At 51.6% G+C, this 20,904-nt stretch carries 36 protein-coding genes and 2 pseudogenes; 3 read left to right on the top strand and 35 right to left on the bottom strand.

What is annotated here, in order from left to right; translation table 11 throughout:
* Nucleotide 1 precedes the first annotated feature (1 nt).
* The 35 genes and pseudogenes from FNY10_RS03325 to FNY10_RS03165 form a co-directional block, all read right to left on the bottom strand.
* Nucleotides 2-349: a DUF3168 domain-containing protein gene (locus tag FNY10_RS03325; RefSeq protein WP_160705088.1), complete on the bottom strand. Its 348-nt coding sequence runs from the start codon at nucleotides 347-349 to the stop codon at nucleotides 2-4.
* Complete coding sequence (locus FNY10_RS03320; RefSeq protein WP_160705089.1) at nucleotides 346-795, bottom strand: HK97-gp10 family putative phage morphogenesis protein; 450 nt, start codon at nucleotides 793-795, stop codon at nucleotides 346-348. Before FNY10_RS03320 ends, FNY10_RS03325 begins: the two co-directional genes overlap by 4 nt.
* On the bottom strand, nucleotides 792-1,130 hold the full coding sequence (locus FNY10_RS03315; protein ID WP_160705090.1) for a phage head closure protein: 339 nt from the start codon (nucleotides 1,128-1,130) through the stop codon (nucleotides 792-794). The genes FNY10_RS03320 and FNY10_RS03315 overlap by 4 nt, the downstream gene beginning before the upstream one ends.
* 8 nt (nucleotides 1,131-1,138) lie before the next feature.
* Nucleotides 1,139-1,456 (bottom strand): head-tail connector protein, encoded by a 318-nt coding sequence (locus FNY10_RS03310; protein WP_160705091.1) that lies wholly within the window; start codon nucleotides 1,454-1,456, stop codon nucleotides 1,139-1,141.
* 77 nt (nucleotides 1,457-1,533) lie between these two features.
* Complete coding sequence (locus FNY10_RS03305) at nucleotides 1,534-2,772, bottom strand: phage major capsid protein (RefSeq protein ID WP_160705092.1); 1,239 nt, start codon at nucleotides 2,770-2,772, stop codon at nucleotides 1,534-1,536.
* 9 nt (nucleotides 2,773-2,781) lie between these two features.
* Nucleotides 2,782-3,381 carry an HK97 family phage prohead protease gene (locus tag FNY10_RS03300; RefSeq protein WP_135721207.1) on the bottom strand — a complete coding sequence of 200 codons (600 nt, stop codon included), beginning with the start codon at nucleotides 3,379-3,381 and terminating at the stop codon, nucleotides 2,782-2,784.
* Nucleotides 3,374-4,600, bottom strand: coding sequence for a phage portal protein (locus tag FNY10_RS03295; RefSeq protein WP_160705093.1), 1,227 nt, complete (start codon nucleotides 4,598-4,600; stop codon nucleotides 3,374-3,376). Before FNY10_RS03295 ends, FNY10_RS03300 begins: the two co-directional genes overlap by 8 nt.
* A complete protein-coding gene (locus tag FNY10_RS26565) occupies nucleotides 4,590-4,751 on the bottom strand; it encodes a hypothetical protein (RefSeq protein WP_202395559.1) in 162 nt (53 codons plus the stop codon). Before FNY10_RS26565 ends, FNY10_RS03295 begins: the two co-directional genes overlap by 11 nt.
* A complete protein-coding gene (locus FNY10_RS03290) occupies nucleotides 4,748-6,478 on the bottom strand; it encodes a terminase large subunit (RefSeq protein WP_160705094.1) in 1,731 nt (576 codons plus the stop codon). The genes FNY10_RS26565 and FNY10_RS03290 overlap by 4 nt, the downstream gene beginning before the upstream one ends.
* The gene (locus tag FNY10_RS03285; protein WP_139512779.1) at nucleotides 6,475-6,969 is read right to left on the bottom strand and encodes a phage terminase small subunit P27 family; all 495 of its coding nucleotides are present in this window, start codon (nucleotides 6,967-6,969) and stop codon (nucleotides 6,475-6,477) included. The genes FNY10_RS03290 and FNY10_RS03285 overlap by 4 nt, the downstream gene beginning before the upstream one ends.
* 132 nt (nucleotides 6,970-7,101) lie before the next feature.
* Nucleotides 7,102-7,452: an HNH endonuclease gene (locus tag FNY10_RS03280; protein WP_023302592.1), complete on the bottom strand. Its 351-nt coding sequence runs from the start codon at nucleotides 7,450-7,452 to the stop codon at nucleotides 7,102-7,104.
* Nucleotides 7,440-7,673 carry a hypothetical protein gene (locus tag FNY10_RS03275; protein ID WP_160705095.1) on the bottom strand — a complete coding sequence of 78 codons (234 nt, stop codon included), beginning with the start codon at nucleotides 7,671-7,673 and terminating at the stop codon, nucleotides 7,440-7,442. Before FNY10_RS03275 ends, FNY10_RS03280 begins: the two co-directional genes overlap by 13 nt.
* Nucleotides 7,674-7,697: 24 nt before the next feature.
* Nucleotides 7,698-7,952, bottom strand: a complete 255-nt coding sequence (locus tag FNY10_RS26765; protein ID WP_227699342.1) for an Rz1 lytic protein — start codon at nucleotides 7,950-7,952, stop codon at nucleotides 7,698-7,700.
* Nucleotides 7,840-8,229 (bottom strand): DUF2570 domain-containing protein, encoded by a 390-nt coding sequence (locus FNY10_RS03270; protein ID WP_160705096.1) that lies wholly within the window; start codon nucleotides 8,227-8,229, stop codon nucleotides 7,840-7,842. Before FNY10_RS03270 ends, FNY10_RS26765 begins: the two co-directional genes overlap by 113 nt.
* Nucleotides 8,226-8,528: a hypothetical protein gene (locus FNY10_RS03265; RefSeq protein WP_160705097.1), complete on the bottom strand. Its 303-nt coding sequence runs from the start codon at nucleotides 8,526-8,528 to the stop codon at nucleotides 8,226-8,228. Before FNY10_RS03265 ends, FNY10_RS03270 begins: the two co-directional genes overlap by 4 nt.
* Complete coding sequence (locus FNY10_RS03260; protein ID WP_160705098.1) at nucleotides 8,525-9,022, bottom strand: lysozyme; 498 nt, start codon at nucleotides 9,020-9,022, stop codon at nucleotides 8,525-8,527. Before FNY10_RS03260 ends, FNY10_RS03265 begins: the two co-directional genes overlap by 4 nt.
* A complete protein-coding gene (locus tag FNY10_RS03255) occupies nucleotides 9,022-9,237 on the bottom strand; it encodes a class II holin family protein (protein ID WP_131050591.1) in 216 nt (71 codons plus the stop codon). Before FNY10_RS03255 ends, FNY10_RS03260 begins: the two co-directional genes overlap by 1 nt.
* Before the next feature lie 772 nt (nucleotides 9,238-10,009).
* Entirely contained in the window at nucleotides 10,010-10,819 is an 810-nt protein-coding gene (locus FNY10_RS03250; protein WP_160705099.1) for an antitermination protein, read from the bottom strand.
* Entirely contained in the window at nucleotides 10,816-10,956 is a 141-nt protein-coding gene (locus tag FNY10_RS03245; protein ID WP_160705100.1) for a YlcG family protein, read from the bottom strand. The genes FNY10_RS03250 and FNY10_RS03245 overlap by 4 nt, the downstream gene beginning before the upstream one ends.
* On the bottom strand, nucleotides 10,953-11,597 hold the full coding sequence (locus FNY10_RS03240; RefSeq protein WP_160705101.1) for a phage N-6-adenine-methyltransferase: 645 nt from the start codon (nucleotides 11,595-11,597) through the stop codon (nucleotides 10,953-10,955). Before FNY10_RS03240 ends, FNY10_RS03245 begins: the two co-directional genes overlap by 4 nt.
* Nucleotides 11,594-12,187 (bottom strand): recombination protein NinG, encoded by a 594-nt coding sequence (locus FNY10_RS03235; RefSeq protein ID WP_160705102.1) that lies wholly within the window; start codon nucleotides 12,185-12,187, stop codon nucleotides 11,594-11,596. Before FNY10_RS03235 ends, FNY10_RS03240 begins: the two co-directional genes overlap by 4 nt.
* Before the next feature lie 226 nt (nucleotides 12,188-12,413).
* Nucleotides 12,414-12,683: a hypothetical protein gene (locus FNY10_RS03230; protein WP_160705103.1), complete on the bottom strand. Its 270-nt coding sequence runs from the start codon at nucleotides 12,681-12,683 to the stop codon at nucleotides 12,414-12,416.
* Between the two features lie 47 nt (nucleotides 12,684-12,730).
* Nucleotides 12,731-13,126 (bottom strand): hypothetical protein, encoded by a 396-nt coding sequence (locus tag FNY10_RS03225; protein WP_160705104.1) that lies wholly within the window; start codon nucleotides 13,124-13,126, stop codon nucleotides 12,731-12,733.
* 109 nt (nucleotides 13,127-13,235) lie between these two features.
* Nucleotides 13,236-13,616, bottom strand: a pseudogene (locus FNY10_RS26760) (DUF550 domain-containing protein); the annotation flags it as partial.
* A gap of 218 nt (nucleotides 13,617-13,834) precedes the next feature.
* Nucleotides 13,835-14,125: an ASCH domain-containing protein gene (locus FNY10_RS03215; RefSeq protein WP_160705105.1), complete on the bottom strand. Its 291-nt coding sequence runs from the start codon at nucleotides 14,123-14,125 to the stop codon at nucleotides 13,835-13,837.
* Nucleotides 14,125-14,274, bottom strand: a pseudogene (locus tag FNY10_RS27275) (ead/Ea22-like family protein); the annotation flags it as partial. The gene FNY10_RS03215 and the pseudogene FNY10_RS27275, both read right to left, overlap by 1 nt.
* A 277-nt stretch (nucleotides 14,275-14,551) precedes the next feature.
* A complete protein-coding gene (locus FNY10_RS03205; RefSeq protein ID WP_160705126.1) occupies nucleotides 14,552-14,776 on the bottom strand; it encodes a hypothetical protein in 225 nt (74 codons plus the stop codon).
* Nucleotides 14,773-15,255: a class I SAM-dependent methyltransferase gene (locus tag FNY10_RS03200; protein ID WP_160705127.1), complete on the bottom strand. Its 483-nt coding sequence runs from the start codon at nucleotides 15,253-15,255 to the stop codon at nucleotides 14,773-14,775. Before FNY10_RS03200 ends, FNY10_RS03205 begins: the two co-directional genes overlap by 4 nt.
* Before the next feature lie 193 nt (nucleotides 15,256-15,448).
* Nucleotides 15,449-16,090: a hypothetical protein gene (locus tag FNY10_RS26755; protein ID WP_227699341.1), complete on the bottom strand. Its 642-nt coding sequence runs from the start codon at nucleotides 16,088-16,090 to the stop codon at nucleotides 15,449-15,451.
* On the bottom strand, nucleotides 16,087-16,911 hold the full coding sequence (locus FNY10_RS03190; protein ID WP_160705119.1) for a ParB N-terminal domain-containing protein: 825 nt from the start codon (nucleotides 16,909-16,911) through the stop codon (nucleotides 16,087-16,089). Before FNY10_RS03190 ends, FNY10_RS26755 begins: the two co-directional genes overlap by 4 nt.
* The gene (locus tag FNY10_RS03185) at nucleotides 16,904-17,116 is read right to left on the bottom strand and encodes a hypothetical protein (protein ID WP_160705118.1); all 213 of its coding nucleotides are present in this window, start codon (nucleotides 17,114-17,116) and stop codon (nucleotides 16,904-16,906) included. Before FNY10_RS03185 ends, FNY10_RS03190 begins: the two co-directional genes overlap by 8 nt.
* The gene (locus FNY10_RS03180; protein WP_160705117.1) at nucleotides 17,113-17,403 is read right to left on the bottom strand and encodes a MarR family transcriptional regulator; all 291 of its coding nucleotides are present in this window, start codon (nucleotides 17,401-17,403) and stop codon (nucleotides 17,113-17,115) included. Before FNY10_RS03180 ends, FNY10_RS03185 begins: the two co-directional genes overlap by 4 nt.
* 9 nt (nucleotides 17,404-17,412) lie before the next feature.
* A complete protein-coding gene (locus FNY10_RS03175) occupies nucleotides 17,413-18,501 on the bottom strand; it encodes a hypothetical protein (protein WP_160705116.1) in 1,089 nt (362 codons plus the stop codon).
* 262 nt (nucleotides 18,502-18,763) lie between these two features.
* Nucleotides 18,764-19,189, bottom strand: coding sequence for a toxin YdaT family protein (locus FNY10_RS03170; protein WP_160705115.1), 426 nt, complete (start codon nucleotides 19,187-19,189; stop codon nucleotides 18,764-18,766).
* Nucleotides 19,173-19,445, bottom strand: coding sequence for a YdaS family helix-turn-helix protein (locus FNY10_RS03165; RefSeq protein WP_160705114.1), 273 nt, complete (start codon nucleotides 19,443-19,445; stop codon nucleotides 19,173-19,175). Before FNY10_RS03165 ends, FNY10_RS03170 begins: the two co-directional genes overlap by 17 nt.
* Before the next feature lie 113 nt (nucleotides 19,446-19,558).
* On the opposite strand from FNY10_RS03165, the gene FNY10_RS03160 reads away from it, so the two are divergent.
* The 3 genes from FNY10_RS03160 to FNY10_RS03150 all read left to right on the top strand — a co-directional run bounded on the left by FNY10_RS03160 (nucleotide 19,559) and on the right by FNY10_RS03150 (nucleotide 20,903).
* Nucleotides 19,559-19,957 carry a helix-turn-helix domain-containing protein gene (locus tag FNY10_RS03160; RefSeq protein ID WP_160705113.1) on the top strand — a complete coding sequence of 133 codons (399 nt, stop codon included), beginning with the start codon at nucleotides 19,559-19,561 and terminating at the stop codon, nucleotides 19,955-19,957.
* A 120-nt stretch (nucleotides 19,958-20,077) separates the two neighbouring features.
* Nucleotides 20,078-20,428: a hypothetical protein gene (locus FNY10_RS03155; protein WP_160705112.1), complete on the top strand. Its 351-nt coding sequence runs from the start codon at nucleotides 20,078-20,080 to the stop codon at nucleotides 20,426-20,428.
* The gene (locus FNY10_RS03150) at nucleotides 20,415-20,903 is read left to right on the top strand and encodes a hypothetical protein (RefSeq protein ID WP_160705111.1); all 489 of its coding nucleotides are present in this window, start codon (nucleotides 20,415-20,417) and stop codon (nucleotides 20,901-20,903) included. The genes FNY10_RS03155 and FNY10_RS03150 overlap by 14 nt, the downstream gene beginning before the upstream one ends.
* The last annotated feature ends 1 nt before the right edge of the window (nucleotide 20,904 follow it).

Below are 20,904 nucleotides of genomic sequence, written 5' to 3'. Positions count from 1 at the left end.
GTCAGGCAATGACCGTTATTTCAAGCGTTGCCCGATAAAGATGGGTTGTTGTGTCGTAGCCAGGGATTTTTGTCACTTCGGCGGGTGAAAGAACTTCCAGTCGGGAAAGGGCCTCAAGCCGCAACGCCCTGGCCTCGTCGTTCGTTTTGGCCCAGACATCGACCTGAATGTGCAGTGTCGATTCCGCCTGCCCGCAGAACACATCCCCGCCAACATCTGTCGGGATCGAAAAGATGATGTAGGGAGTAGCGACCGCTGGAAGATTGTCGCTCCCCAGCGGAACCACATAGGGATAAACCCGACCATCGGCCAGCGGAACCAGCAGGGTATAAATATCATCCTCTGTCATTTAGCCAGAACCTCATCAATAGCCGTATTCATTCGGTTCATCGCAACCTGGGCGGCTTCCTCGATGCGGGTATCGAACGCAGGACGGACAAAAGGATGTGCGGGGGCCGTTGCCGTTCCCAGCTCAACAAAGCGCCAGTAGAAAGCATTCCGCTTATTGCTGGCCTTCATGGTGTTGTCACTGTTCCCCGTTTGCGGGTTAACGCCACGAATGTGCACCCCGGATGAGATTTCGCCACGGCGGCGGCTTTTCTGAGTGACGACAACAACGTTTTTCTTCAGCTTCCCGGTTTTCTCAGGGGCCCGATCAATCACTTCCTTCCTGAGGACTTCAGCCCCGGCGCGGGTCGAATCCCGGAGGACTTTATTGTTTTCGGCCTTGCTGAGGGTTTGCAGATCTCGGGCAATATCCTGTAAGCCGGAAAAATCCAGATTCACATCAATCATTTTTCGGTCCCCTTTTTGCAGAGAATTTCCAGCCGGGTACCTTTGATATCCGGAACCGGAGGTCCCGTGACGTTAAGAATTGCACCTTTAAACGGGCCAGTGCGTACCTTCAATCGGGATGTGGCTGAAATATCCCTGCGAAAACGCACCCATACTCGGATTGTCGCATCGGCATGCTCGACGCCAGCGGCTAACAACTCCCGACCACTTATCCCCTTAACCTCGGCCCAGATGGTTTTCCCATCTTCCCAATTTTCAACTGGCTGGCCAGAAGGCGTTCTGGAGGTTGTGAAATTTTGGATGGTGACGCGGTGCCGTAATCGTCCTGCCTGCATAAATTCTCCTACAACTGAATAAATCGATAGGGTTCAAGCAGCGAGGTAAAGCCGAAGGGGATGCTCATCTTATTAACATCGGAAGCTTCTTCGCGACTCTCATTCCAGTGCCCTACCAGCAGCATCAGCGCCAATAAAATATCGTCAGCAATCAGCAGCCCATAAGGATCGGTTTCTGGCACTTCATCTTCATAAAGTTTGCGGTTAATGAAGTTTTCTGCCTTACGTCGCGCAGAACCAAAATAGAGCTTCAGCAACTCATCTTCCGTTGTATCGTCAATATCGATCCGACACTGAGCCCGTAACTTCTCAATCGTTGTGCTCATGTTTTTTCCCTGGCCCGCAGCGAACTGCGGGCACAAAAAAACCGCCGTAGCGGTGGAGATTGAAGCTGATTATTGCCTTAGCCGCCAGATGCCGGTTTACCCACCAGCGCTTTGATGGCTGCAGTATCTTCCAGTACGCAGTCAAAACGATGGAATGCCAGGAACGCAGTCTGGTCATACTCTGCGTAACGCTCCACCAGCCGTTTCAGGGTCATATAGGTCACACGGCGGATGATGAAGCGGTTAAAATCACCGAAATAGATAAATTTATTTCCGGCGCCGAGGTCAGCGATACCCTGATCCACGACGTAGGGAACGTTCAGAACGGTAGCAGGGGCGCCACCGATAATAGAAGGTAACCAAAGAGGACGCCCCTGGTTGTCCTCCATCTCTTCCACAACCTGCAGGGTTTTATCGTTAAAGGCCCAGCGAATTTGCGGAGCAGTGCGATAGGCCGGATCGACAGCATGGCGCAACGCATTCATCTCTTTCCAGGTAAACGCAGTTGCCGATGCCGTATTCACCGTGCCGGTTACAGATGCTGACAGCCCCTTGGGCTGAGTCGGTGTGCCGGCACCCGTTCCCTGAATCAGATATTTCGCCTCGCCGCGGCCAATGCGCTGGGCAATTCGGCCAGCGAGGTAGGCTTCAATATCAACACCGCTATCCTGAAGCAGCTCATTGGACACGCGAATGATTTTTGAAGAAAGTTTTTTGGCCCCAAGAACAGCGGTACCAAAGGTCACATCACCTTCAGAAGCCGCCGAGTTTTCGGCCAGAAGCTCGCCTTCTTCAGAGGTACCATCAGAGGTTGACCAGGTAATATCCTGCCCGTTAGAAGTGTTGAGGATTTGGGCGACACTTGCGATACCGCCATATGCTTTCATCGCATCAACGATTTTGTTCAGCATTTGCGTAGGGACGGTATAGCCGCCTTTCTCGTCAGGTGATACGCCCTGAGCACGATGCTCTTTTACAGCCTGGCGTTCTTCAGCTGACAACTCAGAAAAACCCTGGCGTAAATATTTATCAAACGCCAGAGCACGACGCGCTTCTGCCTGCGCTTCTGGTGTTCCCTGGTTCTGGTTTTGCTGCTGGCGCTGCTCCTGCTCATTCACTTCAATATAGCTCTGATCCTGTCGGCGTAATTCCTCTTCGCGAGAAATACGCTCATCCAGGCTATCCAGCTCAGTTTTAGACGCCTGCCACTGAGTACGCTGCTCATCAGTCCAGGCCGTATCACCAATTTTTTCATGCAGTGCGCGCATATCGCTGGCGATGGTATTACGTTTTTGCTTCATTTCATGCAGTTTCATGTTTTTTCCTTACGCGTTAAGAAGGGTCAGCAGGCGCTCGCGCGCCATTCGTTGATTAATGGCGTTCTGTAGCGCGCCGCTGTTGCGCGCCTCCTGCCAGGCTTTCATTGATCGGACGCCAGAATCGGCCTCCTGATATGCTGGATAGGTCACCGGGCTGACATCAAACAGCCGGGAAAACTTCGATATTTCACGAATAACAATCCCTTCATCGTCCTGGTACCAGTTTTCACCGTCATGGGCTACCCGAAAAGCAAAGGACGACTGGTTAATATCACCGCGCAGCATAGGCGCCAGCACCAGATCGCGGATAGTCTGCGTATCCGGTGCTGTAATGTCGTAACGCAGGCCGCGATCGTCGACTGACAAGGACAGCGTTCCGGCGGCGCTCCGTCCGAGAATAAAATTGGGGTCATGGTTAAACAGCCCGCGAACATCATCATTCAGCACATCGTCAAATGCTCCGGGCTTGATAATTTCGCGGAATCCCCATAGGGGTTCAGAACGGCTGTTGAATACCGAGCCATAGCCCAGAATGCGGGTAGGTTCATCGGTGCGTTGCTCGGCTCTGACCTCCCCGCTGTAACAGCGCGTTTCACGGTCATTCATTGGGCTTTTCCTCATCGGTTTTTGGTGCCTTAAAATCGTCTGCCGGGTTCGCGGCGTTAACGCTCACCAGCATTTCATCCAGGCCATCTACCGGATTCATATCTTCGAAGGCTCGCGCCTCATTGCGGCTCATCCAGCCATCAGTGATCGCGAAGTGGTAGAACTGCGCGCGCTCCTGCGGGGTACCGCGAAGCAGACCAGTAAGGTTGAACCTGACGTAATATCCGGCGGCCAGCTCAGCACGGGTAAACAGGCGGCGGTTAAGTTCCTGCTCCCAGTTCGTCACCCACGGCATGATCGTGTATCGGACAAACTGAATGGCCTGCTGCGTAATGTTTGAGAACGTGGCTTTTTCGAGGTCGTTGATCATGTGTGCCGGAACGTTGAATATTCCTGCAATCATTGAACGGTTTAGTTTCGACATCTCGATAATTTGGGCATCGACCGGGGAAACTGTGAGCGCTTTGTAATCCAGTTGTGCCGGGAGAAGTAATGTTTTGTTTTCCTGACTGCGTAAAGCTGCAGTAGCTTTCTGCCACTGCTCTTTAAGCCATCCCCAACTTTCTTTATTCAAATCTTGTTTGACTGAAATAATCCCGGCAGGCCTTGCATTTCCGTTAAAGAACGAGCTGGTATATTTCTGCCCGCTCATCCCCATACCTATGGTCTCGGCATGCTGCATAATTGGGCTGAGCCCCATCTTCTGGTTATTACCCAGCGCCCGGATATGCACCATATCATCGGGATTGACGGCAAATGCCCCCTCTTCGTTGTAAACTCCATAGGTGTAGCGTCCGCCAGTATTAAGTAACGTCGTCTCCCAAGGCATACAGCATTCAAGTCCGGAAACCTCTCCACGTCGGGAGCGCTTAACCCATGTGTAACCATTACCCCAGCCTAGAATGTGGCGCTGCTTTAACTCGCGCCATTTATAGCTGGTCTGCCATATATTCGGTTCATCGTGAAGCAGGTAAAACACACCGTGGTCGCGTGCAGCTTCAACCTTATTATTGGTTTTCCGCATAACATGCAGTGGCATCTGAGCGATATTCGAAGAGATAACGTAAATACACGCATACACCGCAGCCAGCTTCATCGCTGTTTCCGGGCTGACAAACACGTCACGGGCAAAAATATTATCTGTTTCTGCTGATTCCCCCGAGATCGGTGTGCTGGGGTTTTCCAGAGGCTCACTACGGAACAAGGCATCAAGAAGCATTTTTCCCCCTCATTGCCGCCACCAGCGCATAAAGCAGTATCAGGCCACCTGATATCATCAGAGATAGCGCCAGCCCGAACTGTAGATATACACCAGCAGCGAGCGAACCGAACCCGGCCAGCCCAATTGCATCAGTGATAAGTGTTTTCATATAATTAAAAGCCCTTCATCCGGGTCGAGAGTAGACAGGAAATCGCGTTCCTCATTGAGCATTGCGCGACCTATGGCCATTATTAAGGCTACGGCACCGTCTATTTTGTTTTCGTTCTGCTCTTTTATCGGCCTCACCACATCATCATTTCCAGGCAGATGCTTACCTACGACGTTTGAAATACACCAGGTCATTATCGGATTACCGTCATGATGAAAACGCCCGGACTCTACAGCAGCCTCAAGTTCTTTCATCGGGTCCGACATATTGGTGTAATTCTGGATAATGGTTATCGGGTTAAGCTGTTCGTCAGCCAGATGATGGGATAAGTTTGTCGCGCCATGTGGATCGATGGGGCTTTGTTCAACAGGGGTCTGTTGATTGTCACGCTTGGCATCTTCCAGTATTACGCGGTAGTCAATTTCCGCCCCATCGGTGATAGTGATAAGCCCAGCCTCAACCCATTTCCGGTACCGCTCAGCGGTGCGGTGATCGTCAACATCATTGCTGTATACGGTGTCATAAGGGACGTAGAAGCGTGGAGATATACAGTAGTAATGCCGTTTCCCGTCTATCTCACGGGTAAATAAGCGAACCTTAGAGTTCATGTCCAGTTTGCGCGCCAGGTCAAAAGAGAGAATGCAGGGCTGGCCTTCAAATTGCTCAGTGGTGAGAGTTTGATCTTCACATTTTCGCCAGCTTAACAGGTTGAAATACGCAGCGCGGGCCGCGACCCAGATATTCAGGTGTTTCGTTTTGAATATCCCGGCCATGCGGGGGTTATTTTTGGCCCTGTTTTGCTGGCTTAAAAGAAAGTCAGAGTAAACCGATACCCCCATATTAGGATTGGCTTTGTGAAGAACCGCCGGATCAGTCCAGTCATCCCCCTCATCAACGGTGTAAATGACGCCAAAAAGTTCATCATTCGGCACCGTTCCGTTCAGCATTTCGATAACTTCACGACGCTTATCGTAGCAAGGGCCTTCAATGTTATAGCCAGCAGTGGTTATAGCCCACATTATCGGCTGTCTGCGGGCACCCATGCCTGTGATCATTGTGGTATATAGAGCATCACTTTCATGCTCGTGATATTCATCAACAATAGCGCAGTGCGGTGACTGCCCGTCTCCAGGATTGCCGATTAGCGGTTCAAATCTGGCGCCATCTTCAGGCCGACTGAGGTTCTTGGCGTTGACCTCTATCCCAAAGGCTTCAACGAGTAGCGGCGTGCGTTTGCACATCAGTCTCGCAGGGCGAAATACTTCCCACGCCTGCTTTTCAGTGGTTGCACCGGAGTAAACCTCCGCGCCAAATTCACCGTCACAGGTAAAACAAAAAAGCGCCACACCGGCGCTTATTGCTGACTTCCCGTTTTTACGAGGTATTTCGGTGTACACCTCTCTGAACCGGCGTAGCCTGGTCCCTTTATGTACCCATCCAAAGGAACAGCAAATAATAAATAGTTGCCAGGGTTCCAGCGTGATCGGCATTCGTTTGAATGCCCACTCTCCCTTCGTATGTGGAAGGAGCTGAATAAACCGGGCTGCACGTTCAGCAAAATCTTTATCAAAACGGTATCTGAATTTCTTTCCCTGCGATTTTGACAAATCGTCGATATGTCGCTGGCAGGCATCAATAACATACTGGCATGCCGGAATCTTTCCGGCGACAACGTGCCTGGCGTACTGATTTGCGGCGTTAACGTTAGGATAGGCTTTTCGGCTCATGGCGTGATCATCTTCAGGAATGGGTTTTCGTTCTTCTTCTTCCCGGCCAGACCGACCAGGCGCTGTCGGCTGCTGGGGTCCAGCCCCAGCATTGAACCGGTAGAACTCATTTCTGATTCCTGTTCTTTTTTTGCCGTCAGTTCAGGGTTTTTAATTTTCCCGCCCATTGCGCCGGTAATAGATAGCCCATCAACCGCAATATTTTTTACCGCCCTGCGCCAGAATTCATATGCAACACACCAGCGCTCCAGCACCGCGAGATCGGTCACACAGAGCAGACCCTGTCCGCATAATTCCTTGGTCGTCAGCTCCCACATGATGGACGCTAACGGAAGTTCCTCTTCGGTGAACCAGTCTGGAGGTGCAACGCCCTTAATGGGAGTGAATACGGGTTCTTCTTTATTCAGGGCTCGCTTGCCGGGGTTACCGGCCAACTCCTTGCGCGCCGTTGGCTTTGGTCTACGCCCGGAACGCCCCGCCGTTCCAGCCATAAGCGTTACTCCTGGTTAAATTTCATTTTTCGCGGGTATAAAAAATTGACTGAGGCGGCGGTCCTTTTGGCCTTTGCCGTCAGGGATTTGACCCCGCCCCCCCCTCTACCCCTGCCAAGATGATAATAGATATCATTTGAGGCGTTCACGCCCGGTTTTCGTTCGATGGCAGGGCCAGCACAGGCTTTCGAGGTTCGAATCGTCATCGGTACCCCCATGAGCCTTAGCCTTGATGTGGTCAACGGTTGTGGCGGGGACAGCAAGCTTGCGGCGCAGGCAGTTTTGACAAAGATGATTGTCACGCTTTAGGATGCGCGCACGTCTGATATCCCACTGGCTACCATAACCACGCTCGTGCCTGCTCTTGCCCTGCTGATGCTGCTGCCATCCCTCATTGCGATGCTTCTCGCAATAGCCTGAGCGGTCAGTGGTGGTACCAGGGCATCCACGCTTGCGGCAAGCACGAGGTATCAGCGCGGGCATCGCTCTATCCTCACATGACCGAACAGAGTCTCGCACTTAACCTCGCCGTTTTCGGCAGTGGGGTAACCCCGGCTATCAAGCACGGCGGCAATCACTTCGCCTTTATCGCTATCAGCCGAGAAGACGTGCTTCACCTCAACACCATCAAGGTATACCGTGATACGCCCGCGACCGGGTTCGATGCGTTCACCCGGATCGTCGTCGAGAACTGTCAGGCGCATATGGCCTCCAATAAAAAAGCCCCGCTATTGCGAGGCTCGCTGTTTCTCTGCTTGCCTGATATCGGCCTTATCCCTGTTGCACTGCCCCAGCGACGACAGCAGGCTGACGTTCAGATCCAGGCTTTGACCCCACGTCAGATTGTCTGGGATTGCCGGTTGCGGTGTATCAGCTGTCAGGCTGGCCGGTAACGGCACCACCGGTACTTTGACGTAAACCGTTCGCGTATTGTTGCAGCCGCTTAACTGCGCCAGCAGGCACAGGGCGATTAGCGCAATCATCGTTCGCAATAGCCACTTTGATGTCTGCCGAGGCTCCCGATGCGCCCAGTGCGATCTGCTCTTTTGCATGCTGATTGGCCTCTGCGATGGAGTTGAAGATGGTCATGGTGGTCAGGACGTTTGAGGTAATGGCCTGAGCGGTGTTTACCTGCTGCTCAGCAGTTTCGGCTCTGGATTCCTGCTGACTGGCGGCGTTGTGGTAATGCATTGCCAACCACCCGAGACAAACAATCAGGCAGATAACCACTGCGCTGATAATTGCGGTTAAGCGGCTCATCGCTCATCCCTTACTGATTGCGAAACCTTGCCAACCATCTGGCTATGCGCTCCTACCTCAGAAATCCCGATACCGCTGATACCAATGTATTCCTTCCCGGTCTGCTTATCCTGTATGAGGTAGACACCCCGCCAGTTTCCGTATGCAAGCTCATCACGAAATTCCGACATCTGTGTCACCCTGATGCGATCTGCATCTGCAGAAAGCTGGGATGAAACAGCCATCGTTGATTTTGCAGGGGTTGGGCCAGCATCACAGGCAGACAGCAATAACGCTAAGATAACCATGATTACTTTCATCTTTGCCCCCATAAACACACTTCGCGCTCAATCTCGCGGCGCGTTACCAGACCCTTCCACTGCTTGCCCTTGGCGTAGGTCCAGCGGCGCAACTGGTCACATGCGCCTTTCTGGTCTCCCTGGTTGATTTTTCGTAGCAGCGTGGAAGTCTGGAAATTCCCGGCGCCAACGTTATACGCGAATGAGTACAGCGCCCCACGCATCGTTTCGGGGATTGGCTGTTTGATGTAAGGGTTAATCTGGCTGGCGACGGTGTTCAGGTCTTTATTGAGCAGCGCTTGACACTCTGCCTCAGAGTAGGTTTTACCCAACATGATGTCTTTGCCAGTGTGTCCATAGCAGACCGTCCAGACGCCGACTACATCCTGATACGGCTTATACCTCACCCCTTCCAGACCATCATTACCGGTTGGCCCGGTTATGAGAGCGGAAGCGATCGCAATAGCGCCGCCCGTGACCGCTGCAATAACAGTTTTTTGCAGTGCTGGAGACATTATTCCCCCCTGGCAGCTTTGCGCCGGTCTTCTTTGATTTTGAAATACAAATTTGTCAGGTAGGTAAGGAAACCAAATACCAGACTCCCAAGAACGCCAATGGCAGCCCACTGGGATGGGGATACTTTGTCGAGCAGTTGTAGCATCCAGAACCCCGCGCTACCTGCGGACGAGCCGTAGGCAATGCCTGTAGTGAGTTTGTCCATTCTGTGCATGCTCCACCTCCGTTGATGACGGATGGCGCTGTGTGTTTGAAAAGGGTCAGGCTTCACGGGCTGGATTAACAACAATGCACGTCGATGATGATTCCCGTGAGCCTGAAAATAAAAAACCCGCTCAAGGCGGGAAGGAATACCAAGGGTAAAAATGACGGCACGGTAGCCGTAATGGTCCCAAGGTAGAGGGATTTAGAAGGCTGCAGCATAACTATCACTGGTGATGCAGGATAGCCAGTTAGGGCTGCAGCTCGGTTTCGTGAGTGGTGGCCGGTGCTGATCTCCGGCTTTCTCTGGCATTACACATACCCAAGACTATTCTCCAGAGATAGCGCTGTCCTCATCAAGGGGTGCCGTCTCTAGCGCATCAGCCTGCGCATTCACCACAACGGAAAGAGCACTGCGGCCGGCGTTCACCGTTTTCGGGCAGTCAATGACCTACACCCTAAATGCTCTTACCTGTTGTGTGCTCAGTTTCGTGGAGCCGACGCCGCCGGAATTACACCGGCAGAATCTTCACAGGAGTATGGGACAGCAATCTGGTTCAGGACTCTCGCGTATGAGCTTCAACGTGTAGTGCGGCACGTATTCACTCAAGAGCCCTGACCGGATTGCAGAAAGCAAAAAGCCCAAGGCGTTAACCTCGGGCTTGATTTTTTTTCGCCTCGGAACGACTGAACGGATTCCCAGCGTTAGAGATTAATCTAACCAGTTTTTCCGGCAATTGCAATACATATTTTCCACAAAATTCTTTTTTTATAGAAAATACTCATTATTTAGTCACCCGGGAGAGAATGACATCAGCGTATGATTCCTGTTTGTGACATTCGGATACCAGCTCCTCGAAGAACGGTTGCAGCTGCTCATAAGCTACCGTTTTCTTAATGTCAGCCACAGCCCTTACCCCTTCCAGTACCGTCGAAAACTTCATGCGCGCATAACCTCTTCCGCTGCAGCGATCGCATACCTTCATTACCGGTATCCCAATGCGCTCACTGGCCTCTTTATCCAGTACCTTTCCTTTCCCATTGCAGCGACACGAATTGCTGATAACACCCTTTCCGTTACAGGTTGAGCATTTAACTTTGACCACCTCACGGGCCTCGATCCAGCACTCCCAGTGACTTGGGAGAACTGCGCGGGACATCTTTGCCCAATAAGGTGGCTTACCCCACGGATATAAGCATTTATTGGTGAACACTTGAGCTTCTGTGAAGCCAGCCCCAGCGCAACAAGAGCATTTTCTAACGCTGGCAGCACTTCGTGTGTAATCCTGGTATGCAAAAGCACACAGAACTTCGAGAACTCTTTTGCGAACGTCATGGCTGAGTTCTGAAACGATGTTAAAGCGGATTGATAATCGCTCTGCTGATTCATAAAGTAGCTCCATTGCTCGGTCAGGTGTACTTACCCCGATCTTTGCCAGATAGAGGTCGAAGCCGAATCCGCACTTGGCATTTACCAAACCAAGAGCGGCCATGATGTCAGTGCCGGTTAGACCATCCGATGCAGTAGCCCGTGGCGAGTCGCTCAGCATTGGTGATTTAGGCGCGAAGTATTTGGCGATAGATTCGAGGTTCATGCTGTCTCTCCCAGGGTCTGATAGATGCGAACGTAATTTCTTAGGATGCGATAGTCGGTCATCACCGTTCCCCGGTGACGGCAGAGGCGGAGCTTTTGCCAGCGCTCCCTGATGCGCTCTATTTCGTCACGGTTCATATGGTCACCTTTTTACTAATGGCAAACTGCGCCAGTGCCATAAAGGCGCGGCCCTTCGCTTCAAGATCGGAGCGGTGGATATAGCTGAAGCGTTCGCCTCGCCATGACTTATCGAACACAGCAATGGCACCCGCAAAAAACGCGCTGGTGGGCTTTTGTTTGTCGTCGGCGGGGATAAACCACTTCGGCAGATCGAAGCCAATGCGCCCACGGATAAAGCAAACATGATCGGCGTCTTCCGGCCACCATGTTTCGCTCGGTGCGGCTTTGATGAGAAATACATAGCGACCGCCCTTCTCACGCTGCTCTGAAGCGTAATTCATGATGTGCGTCATGCCAGTGATGGCTTGTTTTTCGTGGTACTGAGAGCGGCTGTAAGGCGGGTTTCCGAATGCTGCGCCACCCAGTTCTGACAGGCGGCCAGACCAGTCTTGCACCAGCGCATTGTCTTCAGCGGTATACCATGCCGGACATTTCGCATTACTGTCGTCAGCGAACAGGTCCAGTACCAAAGGGCCAAACATTGCGTTGATGCCCCAGAACAACAGATCCGGAGTTCGCCACTGGTCCCCAACCTCTTTTAACTTATGGGATGCCGCTACGCGCTGAGCAGCCAGGTATTCGCAGTAAGAATTAGTCATGCCGCCTCCTGTGCTTTTTTCAGCGCGCGTAAGTCGGCGTATGCCTGGGTGCGGATGGCTTCCAGCTCTTCAATGGTCCAGCGATGAATCCTGTTGTCGTTATCAAGCTCCTGTACAGAAGCTTCACCGTATTTTGCCACCAGCCCGACACGGTAGGCTTTGATATTTCCTGACTTGCCTACGTTGCAGTCATCACACTGAAGATTGATATTGATGCGGGTGAACCGCAGGTGAGAGGCTTTGGCAACGGTCCGATAATGGCCAGCATGCCAGACAGCGGCCTGGTGAGTTCCACATGAAATACAGCCCTCCCCATTGGCAAGGGCCATTTCACGGCAAAGGGTATTCACAACCCTCTCTGTGACTTCCAGCCAGTGACTGAGGGGCTTTTGCGCCGTCTTTGGCTCAGGACGGATATGGTGAACGGGTTTATTTTTTAACCGGTCTTGCGCTTTGGCCTTTTGCTTTTCGCGCTGAAGCGCCAGGTACTGGCCTTTATGCTCTTCACAGCACCAGTACACGTTCGAATAGGTAAGGTTAAACCAGGTACCGCAGCCGGGTGCTTTGCATCTGCGACGGGGGTCTCTCATATCGCACCGCCCTGGTGCGACAGACAAACAGAAACACCGCGCTCAAAGGCACGGCGTAAAATGGCGTTACTGCGTTTTTGCGTCATCACTATACTCCGGTGATGGCGCCATAGATTCGGTGTTCAGCCGATGTGATTATTATAAATCAGGTTGCTGGATGTGGGTAAAGAGTTTTACGTTTTAAATGAGAAACTTTGTCACAGAAAGAACCCCGCAGATGCGGGGCTCAGTTTGGTGATTTTGGTTCGACCTTGTTGTGAATCTCCCACAAACTAATCCCGCAACTTGCGCAGAAACTGGCGAGATAGTCCAGTCCAGACCACTCGCGGATACCGCCGCGAGCAGCCTCGACAAAAACCGCGATGTCCTTATCGCGCCAAAGGCCAAACAATCGCCAACCACCGCCGTCAGGGCTTTTTACCGCGGCGATTCGTGTCAGGACGCCGGTCTGATACAGCTCGGTAAAGGCCGGCTTCTTTCTGGTTATCATTCGCATAAATAACAAACCTTAGATTTGTTGATAACAAATATGGTGTTTGTGTTTTATTGCTTTATCCCCTGCTCAGTATTTTTCAGGTCGTTTTCTGCGAAGAGGATTGCTGTTCTGGCGGAACGTAACCGTGCCTTGGCGTTTTTCTCTTCGCGTTCGAGGTTGGCGACAGCTTCGCGCAGTTCATCGCGGCGGTTATGAAGCTGCTTAATTTCTCTCACCACAGCCTCGCCATCAGTGGCGCACTGTAGAACGTACTGGAAAGGGTCAACGGCACAGCCACATTGCAGGCACAGAATGATGCGCCCCTTCTCATCAACTTCGACGGCTTTATGCTTGCAGCGTTGCTGGCTGTAGTCCTTCTTGTCGGTTACGGTGATGTTCAGCAACTTCTCTTCGTCTCGATTGGGCTGCACCAGAGTGATGACGTTGTCGCTATCATTTTCCATCTGGCGCCTCCTGTTGGGCTGCTGAGAGCATGGCGGCACGGCAGGCGTTCCACCACTTTGCAGCAATGATGCCATCTCGTATAGAGTATTCCGCTCCTCTCGCTGCAGTCATTTCAGCCACTTTTTCAAGTGTTATTTCTTCAGGGAGTACAAGTGCTGACTGTTTTTTGATGTGCAACCGCGGCTCACCGTCTTTTGGAGCAGGCCATTCGCGCTGTTTATTCACCGCCAGCTTTTCAATCATCGCCTGCGTGATTTGCTCGTCAGTAATACCAGCACGGCGCTGCGCGTCCCACAGCAAGAATTGCATGTCAGCCCACTCGCTGAGGTCGTTAGGCTCGGCAGCGGCTTCCAGCGCTTCTTTGCTGAGGTGTTTCAGTGGGCCAATCGGGCCGACATCACCGAAAGTAGCCTGTGACCACTCTGCATGCTCGCGACGTACCTGGTCGCGTTCTGGCGCTGGCTGCGCGTGGCGATAGAGCGGAATCTCGCTAATTTCATACTCGTTAATATCTTCTGGAGACCAGTTGCCTATTTTCGATTCCATACTAAATCTGGCATCTGAATGAAGGTTGTCGCGGTACATGTACGCCACCGGCTCGCTGTCCATTGCGGCCAGCGCCATGCGGGCCAGCTCTTTGCTTTCACCATGCTTCAGGAATCCATCTTCAGCGATTTCCTGCAGGCGCTCTCTGGTTAATTTGATGGTCATTGGTTGGCTCCTTCGATAGTCACCTTGATGGCGAATACCTTCACAGGACTGTCGCCAAAATGTTTGTGTGTGATGGTTTTGATTTCGAATCCGTCATATGGAATATCAATGCGGCGGTCGTGGTCGTCTGCTCGCGGATAGCCCCGCGTGATAATTAGGCGGTCATAATCTCGCCCAAATATGCGGCGGCCCCAATACGGATTAACCAGGCGATACTCTTCTGTTTTCTCGCCTCGCTTCATTGCGTCGAAATACTCTCCATTTACTGCAAGCTGAAGGTTAGCCATCACTCCCCCTCCCACTTGATGCCAGCTGCGGTCAGCGCTGCCTTAACGTCCTGGCTGTAGTTAAAAACGCCATCAGACCATACGTATCTGCCTCCAGACACAATCTGCCGCAGGTCTGGCAGCTTCACGGTGCGGGACTCCAGCTCTTTACAGCGCTTCATCCAATACACGCTATCTTCCGCAGCTTTGTCTGCTCCTGTTGCCTCTGCCTCTGCGTAATTCTCCAGCTCGCCAATCCGCTGTTGCGCCCTCTCCAGCGCCTCTACCAGCTCAGCGCTGGCCGCTTTCCATGCCGTCCACATGCAGGTGTAAATCTGCTCGGAATAGCCTTCGGTAGTGCGCCGCTTTTTGGGGTAGCCCCACGGAGCCGCGCAAGCATGTTCTGCCCACGCTTCGAATTTCTCTCTCTGCGCCAGTTCGGTGATATCAGTCATGGCTGGCCTCCTCGAATAACACTTCACCATCAATGCCGCCCAGGACATAAACGATCGAACCGTCATCCCGGTATTCGATAGGCATAGCGCTCCAGCCGTCACCTGCGGGTTCTTCATCATCGCCAACCAGAATAAAACCGCCGGCAGATTCTACCGCTTCGTAATATTCGCCTTCGGTCCACCAACCCTCGGTATCTTTGATGCATTTGACTTTCATGCTGCAGCCCCTTTCACGAAAATTACCCAGTGCGTTTTGTCCGCTTTCCCGGTGCGTTGCCAGATGACCGGCTTCTCGTCGGTCAGCGCCAGAATCTGGCTAACCGGTATCTGGGTTTCGTTCCATTTGAAGATGAGAACGCCGTGCGTCCGCAGTACGCGAAACGCCTCCTTGAAACCAGCACGTAGGTCATCGCGCCAGGTATCTTTGTTCAGGCGTCCGTATTTCTTACCCATCCAGGCGTTATCTCCGACGCGCTCAAGATGTGGCGGGTCAAACACAACAACAGGGAAAGAGGCGTCGGAAAACGGCAGTGCGCGGAAGTCGGCGATAATGTCCGGGCTGATAACCAGGCGGCGACCGTCGCACAGGGTGTGTTCTTCAGCGCGAATATCGGTGAACACTGCGCGTTCGTCCTGTTTGTCGAACCAGAACATGCGAGAACCGCAGCACATGTCCAGAATGGATTGCTCAGTCATTTGGCCCCCTCCATGTTTGCATGCTCTCGGATTTGCTCGATAAGCTCGTTGGCGTCAACCTCAAAGCACTCCAGAGTTTCGCATCCGCCAACCTTAGAGCCTGATATGCGGTGGCCACCGCTGTCATTACTGACGCAAAGAGACAGGCCGCCGCTCTGGTTATGACAGACCTCGATATAAACGTGATTCGGCTTCAGCATTTGTCGGCCCCCTCGCGCAGCGCAGCATAGATTGCATCCAATGCCTTGCGCTTATTCAGATACCCATCACCAATCCACTCTCCGTGCAGCATGGCGTAATATTTACCATCGTCATCATGGAACGGGCCACGAATTGACCAGTCTGTAGTGATGGCGTTGATGACATCCTGCACCTGCTGAAATTTCAAAGGTTTCATTTGGCCCCCTCGCGCAGCAAATAAAGCCCAGCCAGCAGCGCAGACTCTGCCTCTTCCAAACCAGGGTGATACCCGTAGACTGCGCCAGCCCGCTCCACTACACGACTCAAGAACCCGGGGGTCGATAGTCCAGCCATTAGATGGGGTGCTATTTTTCGGGTATTCGATAGCAGCCTTAATCCCGGCAATTGCTGCGTTGGTAGCGGGGGTTTCGACCTGCCACCACAGCAGATGCATATTCGGCCCATCAAAAGCGCCATCAGACTCATAACCACGCAATTCCTCAGATAGGCAATCGTTCATTACCTTCAGCCCCACATTCTCCGCAGCCAGCTGCTGGTACGCTTTCGCTAAGTCCAGATACTTCCGCTCTTTAATCGAAAGCTCGCCCACGCTCTCAAGCGACTGAATAATCTCGTTTACTGTTGAGATGTTCATGCTGCCGCCTTACTGCGATCCGCAGCGATTTTTTTCTGTTCGTCGATAATTTCCAGCATTTCAGCCAATGCAAGACCGTCCAGGGCAATAACGCCTTCGTCACTGATTTGTGCCAGCGCCAACAGCTCTACCGCGCGGCGGGCTTTTTTCACGCTGATTTCCGGCGACACAAACGATTTAGTGACCTTTTTCACACCAGCAGCGGCGGCTTTTGCCTTGTCCTGTGCCAGCACTTCGCCAGCTTTTTCACCGTGCTCTTTGATACGGTCTACCGCCACGGATGCCGATACCTCTCCAGATTTAACGCTCTTCTGAATAGCGTGGTCCGCCGTGCTGAGCGTCAGCAGCTTCTCGATTGTCGGGATCGACTTGTGCACCAGCTTTGCGATTTCCGCAGTGGTAAGGTTGAATGCTGCCAGGTCTTTCACCACAGCAGCCTGTTCAACCGCAGTCAGAGGCAACTGGTTATTGCTCGTCATGATGCGGGCAATACGCTCAACGTCATTGCCGGTGAAGGAAATAATCTGGATGCGCTCAACCGGTTTCCCAGCCTCACGGCAGCGGAGATATGCGCGATGCCGACGATGCCCCTCGACAATCCACACCCCACCCTCATCACGAACAACAACTTCCAGCGGAGGAACCGTGCCGCCGTTCATCAGATAATTAAATAATTCGTCATCAGCCTGACGTGTGCGCTCATCGTCCTCGCGGCGATTGAAGTCAGGTTTTACATGCAGCTCATCAATGCGGATGAACATGCCACTATCGGTGCGCTTGATGATGTCGCCGTCTCGCATTTGTCTGAATGAATTAGCCATTTTTAACCTCGCTGTTTTTTACCGCGTCTATCCATTTTTTCTCAATTTCCTTCCTGGCATTTTCTTTGCCACCAGCCCAGTAACCATGACTAACGCGATAGTGGTAGTACGGGCATTTCAGGGCAACGAAACAGGAACCGAATGAGTTATTCTTCCAGTGAAACTCCGGATCGAGTCCACACTCAGGGCATGCAGGTAATTTCATCGCGCAGCACCTCGGTGTTCTCTCAGGAGGGTCTCAAACATCAGACGCTCCCGGTTGCTGCAGCCAAATGGCATGTCGTTAATGCGCCACACGGTCACGCCATCGCGGAGTCCACCAGGAATGATGCGGTGCATCCCCCGTAACTGGCGGATCTGGCCGGATACTGACGGCATACGGCGGTTCAGTGCGCTGGCAATCTCTGCCGCTGTCATGTCTGGATTGGCCGCGATAAAGTCGAGCATCGGTATTTCGCTAGCCTGCTGTGTTTTGGATTTTGTTGTTTTCATGAGAAGTCCTTAGCCCCGAAAGCCTTTCGGGATGTTGGTATCCGGTTTGCCTATGCCGAACGAGCCACTGGTTGCCAGGTTTGCCGGGCATAACTTCAGGGCCAGCTCTTGCCATTTGCTGCGTAGGGTTTTCATGGATTGAACTCGGGAGCACCAGAACTGATCGCGCTGAATGCGCTCAATCATGGTGCGCATCTGGTCATGGCTGCAGCCGTGCTCCTGGCGCAGCATGCGAACCTCTTGCGCCCAGGCGACGAAGTTTGGCTCTCTCGGTTTTGCAAGTGAGCCGTCGAACTCTGCTGCGCGTTCGTACATCTCGATGATGGTCGACCAGAACCACATCGCGAGGTCAAAGTCGCCATCGGTAGCCAGGTCGCTGTCTTCGGTAGCGTCCGGGATATCCATCTCCGGCAGGAGTGTTTTCGGACCTGAATCAGCAAAGTTATCCACAGGAGAAATCTCTCCCGCGTGGTTTTTATGATCTGTATGTAGTGATCTGTTTTTAAGATCTGTATAGAGATAGGATTCGGCTTGAGAGCCGCTTCCAGGATTCGGCTCATGAGCCGTTTCTATTCGGCTCTTGGGACGAATGCATTCGGCTTGAGAGCCGTTTCCATTAGTTTCAATAACTTGCTTCGATTCGGCTTTTGGGCCGTTTCCATTCGGCTTAAGAGCCGTTTCCATACCTTTCAATGGTTTATTCCCATTCGGCTCTTGAGCCGAATCCAGTGTTTGCGGGAATACCCTGGAAATGAGTGCATCCTGATCAATGCGGTAGTGTTTTTTGGGTGTACCACCCACCTGGCGAAGCTCTTCTTCGATAACTCCTGACAGGTATTGCTCCGTAATTTTGAACATCGCTTTTCGGACCACATCGCCGTCTTTAGCTCGCACTTCTTTTGCAAGTGCAGCATGCTCTTTGTAAAACCAGCCGTTTTCCAGGCTTGACTTGCCCGACCAGAACACCAACTGATTCAGGATGGCCGCCAGCAAATGCTGCTGCCGGTCACCGGCAAATAAATCCAGATACGGTCCGGGGATCGTGACGCAATTCCCCTGCCCCGACATGGCCTGAACAATTTCGAAAACCTTGCTCATACCGAAACCTCATTGTGTAACCGTAAAAACTCTCTTAACCCCACCCAGCCAATAGCCCCGCAGGCTTTGCGGTAGGAAACATCTGTCTTAGTCGCAGTGATTACCGTCACCATGTGGCCCTTGTGCCTGTGCTGGAAACGCGAACCGGCTTCAGGGATACCATTGCAGGCGCTATCCCCTTCAGAAGGTACATACGCCGGATAAGCTCTCTTCAGACGAGCAATCAATTCAGCAGCAGACGGGTTGCACATAGTCACCTCGCTTAGTGGATCAACGCATTGCCAGATGAACCCCCACCAGCAACACGACTGGACAGGGCAATCATGGCGCCGAACAGCGCTTCAACTTCGTTATCAATCCGCTCTTTGCGCGACAGCAATTCACGGAAGGTGTCGGAGTAGTAACTCCGCATGCGGGCCAGCAGAATTGGTGGCATCGCATATTCAATGGCCGGCAGCAGCTGGTTAATTTTTTCGACTGATGCTGCAGAGTCACCTTCAACCCAGCGGTAAATCTTCTGGATATTGCGGCTCAGCGCGTCAGGGTGGCCTTCGTCATAAAGCTCAGGGGATTTCATGCCCAGGGCGAAATACGCGGCGACAATCGCGGATACAGGCGTTTTACGACCACCGGGATAAAGCGCCCAGGCGTTCATGGCCTCGCGAATGCGCTCATGCCTGATTTTCATGATTCACCTCGACTGACTGACGCTGTGGCACGATGACGCCCTCAGGTATTCCACTGATTGGAGTCGGGTGCAGGTCTGGGCGCAATTCATGGGGAGTCACTTCCCAACCCATTAATTGGCAAAGAGGAATAACCCGACCTGATGGGACTTGTTTTTTTAACCATTTAAAAACGGTTTGCTGACTTACATTTAACTTCTGCCCAATTTCTGCTTGGGTGAAGCGCCGTGCGACCAGAGCCTTAATTTCTTTTTTCATGGACCATCTCCTGTAATTCACAATTCAAAAATACAACTTCAAGGCGTGATTTGCAACAACTTTAGGTTCATATCGCAAGTAACAGCCTTTGGTTGTATTATTTAGGTATGAAAATGAAGACTATCGACATCACCACTTACCGCATAAATAGGCTCCTCCGGGAAAGAAATTGGAGCCAGACGGATCTCGCCCAAAGGCTGGGTGTTACTCAGCAAACCATTCAAAAATGGGCGAAAGGAAAGGCTAGTCCTTCAATGGATAACGTCGATAAGTTATCGGATATTACTGGACATGCGCCCTACTGGTTCATGCTTCCACCTGACGAAGGCGATCAGGTGGTGACCCCGGACGCAATGAAGTTAGGCCCTATACAGTTAGACCTGCTTAAAACCTTCAATGCGTTCCCGGAAGAAGATCAGCAACAAATGCTCTACGAGATGAAAGAGCGAAAAGAGACGATGGATAAGACCGTTGCCCGGTGGCTTGCAGCCCAGAAGGGCAATAAAGCCTAACAACAATATGAAAGATGGCTATGAATCTGATTTTATAGGCATTTATTGATTTAGATGCAGGCGTGACGCCCTCATAAAACGCATACAAATTAATCAAAAGATATAATGGTGTAAGTTAATATGAGTGAGAGAAAATTAGTTGAATTTCAAGATTTTGTGGACTTCCTTAACAGTTTCGATGAAAAAAGTCATGTGTGTCCGTTTTGTAAATCTTCAAAGTGGACCCTAAGAACTGCAGCTAAGAAAAATGTTGATAATGAGGAGGTTGGGGTCGCTCTTTTGTTACCCCTTGGCACAACTAGTGTGCCTCCGTCAGGATTGGTAAGTGGTGGGATTAACTTTTTGGTTATGTCCTGTAACGAATGCGGCTACACAAATCTATTCGATCATAGTTTTGTGCTAAAAAGATTGAACAGAGTTTCTCAAGATAAGAATGATGATAGCGCGGAGACGGGCGATGGACAAAAGTGAATATCATCATTCGGATAATCAAGGTACTACCTACTCTCCATCAGAATTGTTCTATGCAAAGAGAGTTGGAAATGCAGTGGTCTTCGAGCCTGCCACTTACTTGTTAACGCCAAACAATTTACATACAATCAAAGATACGTTTAGCTCAGATGACAAAGATAAACCTGGGGTTGAGATGAGTTCCAAAACATTGGGCAGGCTTGAGTTCTGGATTGGTATAGCAGTTGGCGTTATCGCAATCGTCGGCTCTGCAGTAACAGTAACATGGAGCGTATCCAGCGCCATAACCAGTAAAAATGACTCCCTTAGGACAGAGCTAAATCAGAATATCACGACTTCTAAACAAGAGATTGGAGCCAGAATAGATAGATTAGAAGATAAGGTTGATAGCGGATTCAAAGACTTATCAACCAACCTTGGCGACTTGAAAGTAATTATGCTCACACAAAAAAACGAAAAATCAGAATCTAAGTAAT

Source organism: Klebsiella sp. Lac1 (genome assembly GCF_009825425.1).
GTDB lineage: Bacteria > Pseudomonadota > Gammaproteobacteria > Enterobacterales > Enterobacteriaceae > Klebsiella > Klebsiella electrica.
The sequence above is the reverse complement of the archived record's forward strand: the minus strand, read 5'-3'. Positions and strand labels throughout refer to the sequence as shown.